Here is a 12312-nt window from a genome sequence, read left to right as displayed (position 1 = left end):
GTATTGCAATTGGTGGATATGATAGTCAGCAAGGATATGCAGAAAATAACACAATTACGAACAATGTAATTACCAATAACCAAATCTATGCAAGTAATAGCCGTATTTTTATTAGCAATAATTTCAATAAAAACACTGGAAACAAACTGGATTACAATCATTACTATGGTGAATTCGATCAAACTAATGGCTTATGGCAATGGAAAGGAAAAACGTATAAAGGATTTTCATCTTATCAGGCAGGTATGAATCAAGAAGGAAATGAACAACATAGTGTATTTAGCAAAATATCCCCTTCTTTCAAATAAATTTTAAAATAAAACAAATCTACTAAACCAGCTTTATCTTAGCTCATTCCCCTTCCCTCTCCTATAAAAGTTAAAGAAAAATGAAAAGTCGTAAAGACTCTGTATTGATGATTCTATAAGTAAAGAGGTGATCTATAATATTTAGTAAGCCGCGATTAATTCCTCTTAATATGAAGGGTTCACGCCCCTTGAAGAAGAAGTCTTGTTGGCTAAAATGATAAAAAGGCTCAAGGAAGTATCAAGATAGTAATTACCGATGATAGTAAAAGTAAATCTGAACAGATTGAAGAATCCACTACAAAAAAGCTAACGAAGCAAAAATAAACAAAATATAGATTTGAATTATATTTCTCAACAACCCAAATTACTTAATCTGATAAAATAATAATCGGGTTGGCATCCAATACCATATTACGATGGTTCCAGTCGCAGGAAGGCACCTTAGGGTGTCTTTTCTTTTGTTTGAAACACATTCTGGCAAAATTCCTGTATCTTTGTTGATTTACGACTCACATAAACCAACAAACTTCGTATATATAATTTGTTACCCTAAATGGGTTGACAATACGAACAGTTATAGGAGGATTTTGTGAATGGTAAAAACAGCATGTGTAAGTATGATTACTGGCATTCTTTTAATATGTTCAACAGGATGTGCCACTCAAACTGATTCCATTACAACTAAAACTCAATCAGTAGATGATGGCACATATACAACAAAAGAGCTCACAGACACATTTCCTGTAGGAACACCCATAACTACTTACATTCGAAAAGAAGAAAAACTGAACGTAAAACTTCTCACCAGTATTACACTTACAGATGGTGACGTCGGTAGAGTTTTGGAAGCAACAGATGGTTTTGTTGTTGTATGTGGGAATGAAAAAGGAGTTTTTGATGTATTAATATTTAAAACCATAGAAGATGTAAAGAAATATGAACAGAGTTTAGCACGATAATTAATATCCTTCTTATGCCTTTTACACAGAAATTGTCCTCTATCTCTTGCTATGGCTTTTCCTATGTACAGTATAATTGCATCATGAGTAATCACACGTTATAATAGTCACCTAATTACATATGAAGAGGTGCAGAAAATGAATAAAACAGAATTAACAAAAGTAGTAGCAGAAAAAGCTGAACTTACACAAAAAGATGCTGCTGCAGCAACACAAGCGTTATTAGATACAATAACAAATGCGTTAGCAAATGGAGATAAAGTACAGATTCTTGGTTTTGGTACATTTGAAGTACGTGAAAGATCTGCACGTACAGGACGTAACCCACAAACAGGTGAAGAAATGCAAATCGCGGCTTCAAAAGCACCTGCTTTTAAAGCTGGAAAAGAATTAAAAGAGGCAGTGAAATAATTATACATATTGAAAAGGGTTTGATATTCATATCAAGACCCTTTCAATATCCTTTTTATTCATAAATCAAAAAAGTATCATCCAACATATATTAGATGATACCTCCTTTCCCACCTACTCACTGGGCTGTGACCCTTCACGCTCCTTGAGGAAGGAGTCTTCTTGGCAAAAATGATAAAAAGAAACATATACCTGCAGAAAATAAGAGGTTATGTTTCTTTTTTGATATAGTGTGTAAGATATACAAAATTAGAGTATATCTAATACAAATATTCATTGATTTGTATTACCTTTTCCTCATTTGGCATTAGAAATTGAAATGGAAGAGAATAGATTTGGAATGCTATTCTCAAAAGCTAATGTAAAGGAAGGGATTAGTTCATGTATTCTTTCTTGCAGTGATCTCTTATCTACTTCTCCAAGTTCGTTCAAAAGTTCATTCCCTTCCGAAGTCTCATCCTCAGTGATTAACATGCTTAACATATCTGAGTTAATGATTTCATGAGGCGAATAAACTAGCCCATTCATCATTATATATTTTTGGAGCATGATAGAATTACCATCCCTTGCTTGCTTTAAAGCTTGTTTAAGATATAAATCAAAATATTTCTGTGTAAATTTCACACCTTTTAGTGGAACAGCTCCTACATGTTCAACACCTTTCCAACGTAAATCCGCAATTGAACTCAGCCACCATGCCGGCTCAATAGCCTGTTGCATACGTTGCAGCACTTTGCGTTCGAATCCGGGTTTATGAGTAGAATGTTCTTTTAAACAAGTATCTAACATTTCAGCTTCAATGGCGGCTACGGTTATCCCTTGTCCATAAATGGGATCAAAGTTACAAAAAGCATCACCTAACACTAATAATCCAGATGGCCAATTTTCCATTTGTTCAAAATGTTGACGAGTTGATTCATGCGCTCTAAATCCTCTTGGGACACTAATTGGATCTAACTCTTTGATTAACTCCCTCATCATAGGGGTAACTAATGAATCCAGTTCTTTTTCATATTCTTTTGAATTGGTTGGTGGATAGTGCGTACCTCCAGCAACAAATAGTAGCGCTTGAGCTATGTTATCTTCAATATATAATAGCCCTACAGCTCCAACGTTTTTAGCAGGATCTCCTTCAGAAATTGCACTCAATTTCTCTTTGATATGTGGGGGTACTTTATAATATCTCGTGCTATATCCAAAATTCACCTTTAAACGTTCTGGTTCTGGAACATCATATCCCATAGATGTAAGCCATTTATTGAGTTTAGATTGACGGCCACATGTATCAACTACCAAATCAGTTAAAACAGTTCTCTTTGTTTTTAATTCATCTCGTTCTTGAATATTGATCCCAATAATACGCTTGTGATCAGACGAAGTTAGAAGTCCTGTCACCACTTGCTTTGAATGAAAATGTACATTAGGAATTTCTTGTACACGTTGGCGGATTGTCCATTCTAACAACGCTCGACTGCTCGCTGCACCTTTTCGTTCTATAACTAGTTCAAGTGCCCCATAAGGAGAAAATCGAATCATTTTATCATTCTTGACATTATGGGCCCCTAGTTTTAATAAATCATCAACATATCCAGGAAAGAAACGGTTCATAATTATTTCTCCGCGTGGTAATACACGATGAGGATGAAAGTCTTGGGGTGTACCTGGACGTTCAGATGGTTTTTGAGGTAACTCATCTTTTTCAACAACTATCACTGTCTCAAAATAACTGGAAAGTACGCGTGCAGTAAGTAAACCTGCAATACCGGCTCCAATCACGAGTGCCTTTTCTCTTTTTGGCTGTTGATATAGTAATTGATTATCCATCAATAATCTCTCCTCTTCCTAAAAAGTATATTTGTTCAGCATGAATCTATTAAAACTTTTCCAGAAATCAGAATAAACAAATGATGATTCTTCATTATTTCAGTAAGGAGCCCGATGAAATAATAGTTAATATAGTGAAACAGAAACAGATACATATCAAAACACTACAATTCCCCCTGTTATTATAAGCTATTACAAGTGAGAAAGAATTAACGTGACCAATACAATTGTAGTATCTGATAGCACTGGTCTTAAAAGGTTCATCGTATTCTCCTTTACGTGGGACCTCCAATTCATATTATTCCCCCTAGTTCTTTCCATGTTCCTTATTCAATTCTAATTTACTAACTGATTAGCGTTATTGCAAATCAAGATAATAAAACCGCATCTCCAAATGTTAGATAACTATCTAATACATTGGAGATGCGGTTCACTTAGGTCATTGATGATTCATCTATTCTCTTTATTTGAAAAGCACATCTACCATACTAATTTAATATTATATTCTTGAAGCCAACTATTAACTTGAAGTAAATAATCTATTATACCTCGTGCATCATTACCTGAAATTACTTCGTCTTTTCCTTCTGCAATAGCACGAACTTTTTCTACATTTATTAATGGTAAAATAGGTGATTGAGGATCGTTCAACACATGTAACATCCAATCACTAATACCTTGTAGATAAGAAGCATCCTTTGTGCTTGGATATGCACTTTTTTTGCGATAAAGTACATCCTCTGGAAGTATATTTTCAAAAGCTCGACGTAAAATACCTTTTTCAATATTGTCTATGCTTTTCATTTCGAATGGAACATTCCATAAGTATTCTACAAGCCGGTARTCGCAAAATGGAACTCGYACTTCAAAGCCATTCATCATACTTGTACGATCTTTTCGTTCTAGCATAAATGGCAAGAAACGTGTAATAAACATGTAAGACATTTGACGTTGCTTCATTTGCAGATCACTTTCACCTTCTAAAAAAGGAACCTCAGCAACCGCATCTTCAAATTTTTGTTTTTGATATTTTTCAGGGYTAATCTTYKCTTTAAAATCYTCTGATAAAATKTCYGTACTATACCATAAATTAACACTCCAAGGGAATATCTCTGCATCTAAAAACTTCTCTTGATGGAACCATGGATATCCTGAGAACACTTCATCTGCGGATTCGCCTGAAAGTGCAACTGTTGCGTCTTTTTTCATTTCCTTAAATAGCAAATAAAGAGACGTTTCTAGTTCCCCAACTCCCGGTAGATCACGCGCTCGCATTGGAATTAATAAATGCTCTATTAAACTATCTGATCCTAACTCTATAGAGTGATGCTTTGTTCCTACATATTCAGCCACACGTTTCACCCAAGGTTCATCACGATCAAAACGAAGGAAGTCTTGCTCAAAGTCTTTTTCATCATTGATGAAATTCAGGGAATATGTATGAAGGTGTTCCCCTTTATTCCCAAATTCGTTTCCTGCTAAACCTGTTAGACCACTTGAATCTAAACCTCCGGAAAGCATAGATACCACGGGTCTATCAGCAATTAACTGACGTTTAACCGTATCTTGTAAAATGGAGCGGATTGTCTCCACTGTCATATCAATATCATCTATATGKYTTTTACTTTCAAGTTTCCAATACTGTGTCGTATTCGAGCCATTAGAGGTAAACGTCATATAATGGCCAGCACGCACTTCGTGTATATCCTTGAAAATCGCATGACCTGGAGTACGTGTTGGTCCAAGACAAAATATCTCAGAAAGTCCTTCTTTATCTACTTCTGCATCTACAAGTGGGTGCGAAAGTAAAACTTTTAACTCTGAACCAAAGAGAATTGCACTCCCTCTTTGAGCGAAAAATAAAGGCTTCACACCTAGATGATCACGACCAAGCATCAATTTCCCAAATCTTTCATCCCAAATACCAAAAGCAAAAATCCCATTTAAGTGTTGAACACARTCTTCTTKCCATTCTAAATARGCATGTAGTAATACCTCTGTATCAGACTTTGTCTGAAATTCATGACCTTTCCCCTCAAGTTCTTTACGTAATTCTTGATAGTTATAAATTTCTCCATTGAACGTAAGGCCAATCGTATCATTTCCATCTTTATATAGCATAGGTTGAAGGCCACCTTCAGGATCAATGACGATGAGACGTCGATGACCTAATGCTGCTCGTTTTGAAAGCCAATGCCCCTCTGCATCAGGCCCTCGGTGAGTGATAGCATCTGTCATTTTTTTTAACGTTTCTTGTTCATGAGACAGGTCTTTAGACCAGTCTATCCACCCTGCAATTCCACACATAGTGTCTACCTTCTCTCAAATAGTATAGAAACCGACTAAAATTAAATATCAGTCGGTTTTCCGTAAAAAAATCCGACTAAAAACATCTTTTAGTCATGTTTATATAATAAAAYGAATTKAAWAAAAAATCAAATWATTCAATCAAGAAAGAAATCACTGTCCCCTTTCACTTGAATTCTCATCGTCTGATTAAAAAGTTATTACCTTAAACTTTCATTTTTATCCTAAGTTATAAAGTTGCATTCTATTATAGTTATATACTAGAAATGAGAATGGTGTATGTTATTCTATAAGAAGCAAATAGAGGACTTTCTATTAGGAGTTAAAAAATTACAAATGGACTGATACAGAATGTAATGAAAGAAAACTTCGCTAAATATTTCAAGGATAGGGTGTAGACAATGATCAAATTAGAAAAAGAAAATAAAAAAATGAAAATCATTCAATCTGCCACAATACTGTTCTCTATGGGTGGTGTCCGTAACACAACGGTCGATGAAATTGCAAAGAAAGCTAAAGTTGGTAAAGGTACTATTTATTATTACTATACAGATAAAACTGAAATATTATGTGACTGCTATATGCGTCATATTCAGCTTAAACGCTCACAATTATTTGATTTATATAAAGAGGAAAAAGATGTTTTACTTCGAATACAAAAAATCCTTCATTATATCAGCCTAGAATATCATCAAGACCCATTTGTTTCTACACTCTTTCAAGAATATAAAGAGTACCATTCACCTGAAATTATAGCTTGTTTTAAAAAATCTGAAGAAGAAGCAATTAAAATGATAAGTAATTTGCTTGAAAAAGGTTATCAGCAAGGGGCTTTTCATAAGGTACCATTACCGCTAACAGCTTTTATGTTAGTGCGAATGATTTTTAACTATGAACAGGATTATATAAAAGATGATAAAAGTGATAAAGAATTTCTGCAGTTGCTAAAGCATATGCTTCTTAAAAACTAGTTTTAACAACAAAAAAATAATTGTGGTACAAATATATGAAGAAGAACGTGAATAATGGATGGTTTAATAAGCTCTTTTCAGTCTGGACAAACCTGCAAAATATCCAACGCTTATGTAGGAATGACTGATAAAAGAACAACAGCGATTACAAGATCAAACTGTAAGGGAAAAAAGAATGAAATAAAGTATTCTGCTCGTAGTTCAGACTTAGCAATATTAATGAGAAATACCAATCATTTACTTGTGCTGATAGGAGAAGTAAATGATTGGTATTCTTTACGTTAGCCAATATGATTTTAATTTAATCCCCATATTTTCATGCTTATTCCCCTTAACTATTCTTTTATCTTCTAAAGTAAAATAGAATATTACGTAACAAAAAATCGTTTACTACTATTTACTTTGTGATTCTAAAATATATCTTGAATATGAATTACCATCACTTTCTATACTTATTCATAATAAAAAGCTTATACAAGTGCATAAGCTTTTTATTTTTTACTCTATTAGATATGGGTTCACATTACTAATCTAATTAAATTAGATTTCTTTACGCACCCTCTTCTGAATCCCACACTTCAGTAAATTGAAAACCTTTTAATTCACTCTCTAAAATTACATTTTTGAATTGATCTGATACTAAAAGATAGTTAGGATGTACCTTCCCATTTATATTCAATTTAAAAACTGGTTCGTGCTGGACAACATAAGGAATAAATACAAATTTTTTACATCCTATTATTAAACCTGAACTTAACTTATCAAAGATTGTTTTATTAGTATCAAGTGCTTCCAACACCCTTAAAACATGCATAGCATAGTATTTTTTGTTTGTTTGTTTATGAATTAATGGTAAAAATTCAATATTATCTCCTACTATAGGTTCTAAAACATTCTTGGCTTTTTCGCTAATTATTTGTACACCMGAYTTYCCCCAAAAAATAGGGGAATCGCTTGATTTCCCTTCATCTGTTACCTCAATAAACTTAGGCGTCCATGAATCTGACAAACTCACCATAGAATTAAAACTAGTTTTAAAATATTTTTTATCCTCTTCATAGTTCAATAATTGAAAGGTTTCATAATCATCAGTCGAGCTTTTTAATTGCCAAATCTTCATATATATTCTCCTTTATTATTACCATTTATATAGTTATTTCTTGGGTTCATTTAATCGTAAATTACTTTCTAATAAATCTCTTCTTATTCCATGTAACACTTCAGCTATATCAGCTTGAGTACCACCCATTTCTATAACAGAATTCAATCTTTCTGTTACTTCTCTTATATACTCTTTTGAGTGGCTACCTATATGTAAAACTTCAGTAGTTACATAATCATTTATTTTATATGGTAAAAACACCCCATTGACCGCAGCATCATAACTTATCCCTATCTCTTGTAATAATTCCTGAGCTTCCACAGCCCTACTATCATTCCAAGGTACTATGTGATGTGCAGCATTAGGATATGGAGGTGTGTCAACCCCTGCATCTTTAAGTTCTGCACKTAATTTTTGAGATGCCGTATATGAATCAGGATACTCATTTCTCACCTCTACTCTATCAAGAACTTTATCCGCATATTCCTGAATTACTTCTTGAACATCTTTAACTTTACCTCTTCCACTAGTTTTGGAAAACATAAATGTTTCACGAGCTTTGCGTAAAACTTCAAATGTTTTTATTTGATTGCTTCCAAATCCACTTGCACCTGCAAATGCCAACCGATCCGTAAGTTGCAATTTATTTGCGAAAGAAGACATTCCTGTAGAGAGTTTTGCACCTTTTGCTAATGTAGTGACTTTACTTATCCCCTTATCACCAATTAGTCCAAGTCCAATTTGTGTAAAAGCATAACTCCCCCACTTAGCACGACTTTCAGCGTCTCCATTTATTACATCATTAATAAACGAATCTGATAATGTGTTCCACATAGCAGGTAAGGTTTCATTTAAATGAGTAAAAGCGTACCCCATGTTCTCCCATGTTTCCCATTTACCAAGTGCCACAACACCATCTATTGTATCTTCAACTGCTTGACCCGTACCTTCTAAAATACCATCTATAATTTTTTCAGAAGTAGATTTTTCAGGAGGTTTCTTGCACACCGCTCCCTCTTCCATTGATCCTTCCTTTAAAAGATTATCAACTTGACGTTTTCTTTCATCAGCAATTTCTTGAATCGAAACGGTCCAATCCATATTTAATCCTTGTGTACTAAATGTACCACTTACAGGACTAAATCCTTTCCCACTTTGGACTTCAGCGAGGCCAGCAGTAATGCTCGCTACTAGTTGAAAAGCTGTGTTGTAGTTATTACTAGACGTATAGTTAAATTCATATAGATGTTCTAATTTTTCTTGCAGTTTTTTTCTCATCTCCACTAAAACAATAACCATAGCATCTATTCCAGGCAATACTGTAGCAATACTAATCGCTTCTATACTTGCGACCATTCGATTAATTTCTTGAATTTGCTCTCTTATTTCTTGTTCGATGACATCTGTGGAAGCAACTTGTGATTGAAAATCGCTTGGAAACGCATCATTTTGACGAATTAATTCTTCACATAAATAAATGATACCTTGTGCTAAAGGACGAAAAGTTTGGACAAAAAATATTTTTGCACTACTATATGTTTGTCCTTGCAAAACCGTATCAGTTGCAAAGGTATCAATTGATTGGATTGCTTGCTCCATAGCTTGGATAGTAGCGACACATACAGCATTCATGCTTTGGGTCTGATTTTGTACTTCCCCTAAATACATATTTAAACTCATGCTTTATCCTCCCTTTTTAATCGCTGCTGCCGATAGGTAAGGTCGGTTTCTAAATCGATAAGATCGCGTCTTTCTTTAAGTAATGTTTCTTTTTGATTTTCCAATTCAAATGTTAATTTCCGCTCAATATGTTGCGAATCTTGGAGCTAATTCATAAAAAAATTAGAAACTTCTTTATCACTATGCCATGTTTCTAAAATCCTATTGAATAAGCGATTATTTCGACTTCTTAATTCGTGAAAGTCCATTTCTACTTGTCTCTGAATTTGAATCTCTGCTTGATTTCGATCCTTTTTTTCAAATACTATCCGTAATTCTTGATTTAATTGATTTAATTGATTTAATTGATTTATTTGCTTTTCCATATCTTGACTCATCTTATTCTCCCTACCCTTCTCCCTTTACCGTAGGTTTCCACATTAGCGAAATGTCTTTTGTAGTTCGTTATCCATTCTTTCAAAATCCTTAGCTACTAAATGAATATTATCAACTGCTTGTTGAAAGGCCCCACAAAATTGTCTAGTCAAATCTAGCATTTGTTGATTCGCTTCTTGCGCCTGGGCATTAACAGATAGTGTAGTACGGCTTGCCTTTGTTATAGAACGATTTGTCGCACCTTGAATTGTATCCGATGTATTTTTCATTTGTGTAGCAATTTGTGTAGCCGTTTGAAAGTTACTTTGAAAGTTTCCCATCATTTAAACCCCTTCTAGTTCCAAAATCATCAAGAAAATTATACCATGTAAGAATATTTCAATGTATCAAATATTTCTAGCAAGGAATTGATAGCTCTTAATTATAAGAATGAAGCTTTTCATACCGAATTTCAATTAAGGGTCGCCTCAACAGATGTAGTTGAACTAGAACTATTAGAACAAATTCAAGAGATTGACCTAATATGAACGAGTACTGAAGTTACGAAGCAAGTTATGCCACTACCAGGTATGGGTGCAATGGTGAACAAATATTTTTATGGAGCTTGGTTTAGGGTAGATTTTTAGTAAAGGGGCAGGCAAAATTGGAAAAGTAACTTCCCTTGGAGACTCTGTAAAATTAAAAAGATTTTCAGAGAATATCCCTCCTATTTCAAGTCACTTACCATTAAAAGATCGATTTGCTTTTGCTGGTGGAGATGGTTTGCAATCTAGATTTGACACACCAGACTTTAAACAAGCTGAAGAAAAACTCTCAACCTATCAATTTGCTAGTGGTGGAAGAATTAATAGTGGTAGAACTAATGGTGGCAATGTTCCGTATAATTTTGATTCATCACTTATGGAGCACCTTTTTCACGGGGAACTAAAACAAAAATGGTGGGGATTAAAAGCTGTTGGATATCACCATGAAAGTATGTTGGGTGGAGGAGAAATAGTTAGAATTACCCATGCACCAAATTCTGCGGGAGTATATAGAGCAAAAGTAAAAGTAGACGGTGAAACAAAAAACGCGCTTTCTTCATTTTTCCCTCAGGATTGGGATAGAGTACAGGTGCTTGATTCTATCAAAGATAGCATACGATAATAAGATTCAAGTCGATACAGTTAGATATGTAGGACAAACATCTCACGGATTTAAAGTAGAAATGATTATACAAAATAATGAGATAATAACAACATATCCTGTTTATACTAGGAGGTAAAAAATGAAATATACATACGAATTTTATCGTGATGGACTTGGCGGATTAAGAATACGTTTGCCAAAAGAAATTTCTATAATTTCTCATTTCTTGGAAGATATTTTAGATGATGAAGCAGATGATTATATACAGATTTTAAATAATGTAGTAGACCAAAAAGTTCCGCAATATGAAATAGAAGGAAACGTAGCAGCAGTCTACATTGAACCTAATTACACCAGTGCTATTAACTTCTTTATGAGTGCCCCAAATAACCAATGTAAAATTGAGACCTCTGAATTTAGAAAACTACTTGTGTTGTGGAGAGATACAGTGGTAGCAGAGGGGAAAGATATATAAGCATAAAAGAAAACTACCTTCTGTTATATTTAGATCATAGATGCTAAACTCAATAAAATCAAAGGCGGGAATATATATAATATATCCCTACCTTTTTATTATGTGGCGAGACTCCACATCCATTAACTTAAAAATTTTTTAACACCCTAAAATAGAAAAACAATCAAAAATACATCTCTATAAGGATGTATTTTTGATTTAGCAGGGATTGTACTTGTAGGAATATAAAAGATTTTACAATGAAGATGCTGCACTTAATATTGTTAACAATTATTTTTGCTTACCCCTTATTAATTGTGAACTGCTATGTTCTTCCGGTACAAGAATAGAATGTTAAAAATAGATTTAAAATGAGTTTTTTTGTCACCTTGTAAGCTGTAGAGCTTTCATATATTCCCCTTTTCTTTCAAAAGCCTTTTTTGCATCCTCAGCCGTTAATGCAAAATCTACTGCAATGTTCTGTAATAACTCCTTATTAGCTTACCTGAAGAAATCTCTTAGTTGTTGATTCGCCACCCTTTATTGTTTACTATCAATCAATTAAAAAAAGAATCTTTTTGTTTAACTAATTCCCCGAAAGAATTCTCCTTCCTCAAGCGTGTAAAGGGCGTAGCCCAACTGTAGGTGGGAGATGAATTTCGGTTTGGCATAGCCAAAAACTTTTGAAAAACTAGCTATATGAAGTTCTTTGATAACTTGATATATGAGGTTGCAGGAAGAAAATAGAGTGCGAAAACCAAGCCATTCGGTTCCTGCGTAAAATAATATCAAC

Annotated in this window: 10 protein-coding genes and 4 pseudogenes; 7 read left to right on the top strand and 7 right to left on the bottom strand. The window is 34.0% G+C overall.

Annotated features, from left to right (window positions below):
• The 3 genes and pseudogenes from AC1DJR_RS05815 to AC1DJR_RS05805 form a co-directional block, all read left to right on the top strand.
• A pseudogene (locus AC1DJR_RS05815) lies at positions 1–308 on the top strand (DUF5123 domain-containing protein); the annotation flags it as partial.
• 593 nt (positions 309–901) lie between these two features.
• Positions 902–1267, top strand: a complete 366-nt coding sequence (locus AC1DJR_RS05810) for a hypothetical protein (RefSeq protein WP_377954707.1) — start codon at positions 902–904, stop codon at positions 1265–1267.
• 138 nt (positions 1268–1405) lie between these two features.
• Entirely contained in the window at positions 1406–1678 is a 273-nt protein-coding gene (locus tag AC1DJR_RS05805) for an HU family DNA-binding protein (RefSeq protein WP_001043940.1), read from the top strand.
• A 297-nt stretch (positions 1679–1975) separates the two neighbouring features.
• Here the strand turns inward: AC1DJR_RS05805 and AC1DJR_RS05800 are convergent, their stop codons facing one another.
• Both AC1DJR_RS05800 and asnB read right to left on the bottom strand, forming a co-directional pair.
• Complete coding sequence (locus AC1DJR_RS05800) at positions 1976–3502, bottom strand: FAD-dependent oxidoreductase (protein ID WP_477002200.1); 1527 nt, start codon at positions 3500–3502, stop codon at positions 1976–1978.
• Between the two features lie 480 nt (positions 3503–3982).
• Positions 3983–5809, bottom strand: coding sequence for an asparagine synthase (glutamine-hydrolyzing) (gene asnB / locus AC1DJR_RS05795; protein WP_477002199.1), 1827 nt, complete (start codon positions 5807–5809; stop codon positions 3983–3985).
• A 401-nt stretch (positions 5810–6210) separates the two neighbouring features.
• On the opposite strand from asnB, the gene AC1DJR_RS05790 reads away from it, so the two are divergent.
• Both AC1DJR_RS05790 and AC1DJR_RS05785 read left to right on the top strand, forming a co-directional pair.
• Complete coding sequence (locus tag AC1DJR_RS05790; RefSeq protein WP_002065376.1) at positions 6211–6780, top strand: TetR/AcrR family transcriptional regulator; 570 nt, start codon at positions 6211–6213, stop codon at positions 6778–6780.
• A gap of 54 nt (positions 6781–6834) precedes the next feature.
• A pseudogene (locus AC1DJR_RS05785) lies at positions 6835–7062 on the top strand (IS4 family transposase); the annotation flags it as partial.
• A gap of 268 nt (positions 7063–7330) precedes the next feature.
• Here AC1DJR_RS05785 and AC1DJR_RS05780 read toward each other — a convergent pair.
• From AC1DJR_RS05780 to AC1DJR_RS05765, 4 genes and pseudogenes are all read right to left on the bottom strand, one after another.
• Complete coding sequence (locus AC1DJR_RS05780; protein WP_002069252.1) at positions 7331–7900, bottom strand: imm11 family protein; 570 nt, start codon at positions 7898–7900, stop codon at positions 7331–7333.
• Between the two features lie 33 nt (positions 7901–7933).
• Positions 7934–9562 carry an AHH domain-containing protein gene (locus AC1DJR_RS05775; RefSeq protein WP_477002198.1) on the bottom strand — a complete coding sequence of 543 codons (1629 nt, stop codon included), beginning with the start codon at positions 9560–9562 and terminating at the stop codon, positions 7934–7936.
• Positions 9559–9939, bottom strand: a pseudogene (locus AC1DJR_RS05770) (DUF3958 family protein). Before AC1DJR_RS05770 ends, AC1DJR_RS05775 begins: the two are co-directional and overlap by 4 nt.
• 42 nt (positions 9940–9981) lie before the next feature.
• Positions 9982–10260 (bottom strand): TIGR04197 family type VII secretion effector, encoded by a 279-nt coding sequence (locus AC1DJR_RS05765; RefSeq protein ID WP_477002197.1) that lies wholly within the window; start codon positions 10258–10260, stop codon positions 9982–9984.
• 262 nt (positions 10261–10522) lie between these two features.
• Here AC1DJR_RS05765 and AC1DJR_RS05760 point away from each other — a divergent pair.
• A pseudogene (locus AC1DJR_RS05760) lies at positions 10523–11201 on the top strand (EndoU domain-containing protein); the annotation flags it as partial.
• A gap of 3 nt (positions 11202–11204) precedes the next feature.
• Entirely contained in the window at positions 11205–11540 is a 336-nt protein-coding gene (locus tag AC1DJR_RS05755; RefSeq protein WP_033729657.1) for a hypothetical protein, read from the top strand.
• A gap of 561 nt (positions 11541–12101) precedes the next feature.
• On the opposite strand, the gene AC1DJR_RS05750 is transcribed toward AC1DJR_RS05755, so the two are convergent.
• Positions 12102–12312: hypothetical protein (locus AC1DJR_RS05750; protein WP_477002196.1), on the bottom strand; the 211-nt coding region annotated here is incomplete at its 5' end.

This window comes from Bacillus sp. 05T31 (assembly GCF_056396725.1).
This window is presented reverse-complemented; position numbering and strand designations above follow the sequence as displayed.

Coding starts and splice junctions, on each gene's coding strand:
- AC1DJR_RS05765 (WP_477002197.1), bottom strand. CDS start 10,260: ATGATGGGAAACTTTCAAAGTAACTTTCAAACGGCTACACAAATTGCT.
- AC1DJR_RS05800 (WP_477002200.1), bottom strand. CDS start 3,502: ATGGATAATCAATTACTATATCAACAGCCAAAAAGAGAAAAGGCACTC.
- AC1DJR_RS05790 (WP_002065376.1), top strand. CDS start 6,211: ATGATCAAATTAGAAAAAGAAAATAAAAAAATGAAAATCATTCAATCT.
- AC1DJR_RS05810 (WP_377954707.1), top strand. CDS start 902: ATGGTAAAAACAGCATGTGTAAGTATGATTACTGGCATTCTTTTAATA.
- AC1DJR_RS05755 (WP_033729657.1), top strand. CDS start 11,205: ATGAAATATACATACGAATTTTATCGTGATGGACTTGGCGGATTAAGA.
- AC1DJR_RS05805 (WP_001043940.1), top strand. CDS start 1,406: ATGAATAAAACAGAATTAACAAAAGTAGTAGCAGAAAAAGCTGAACTT.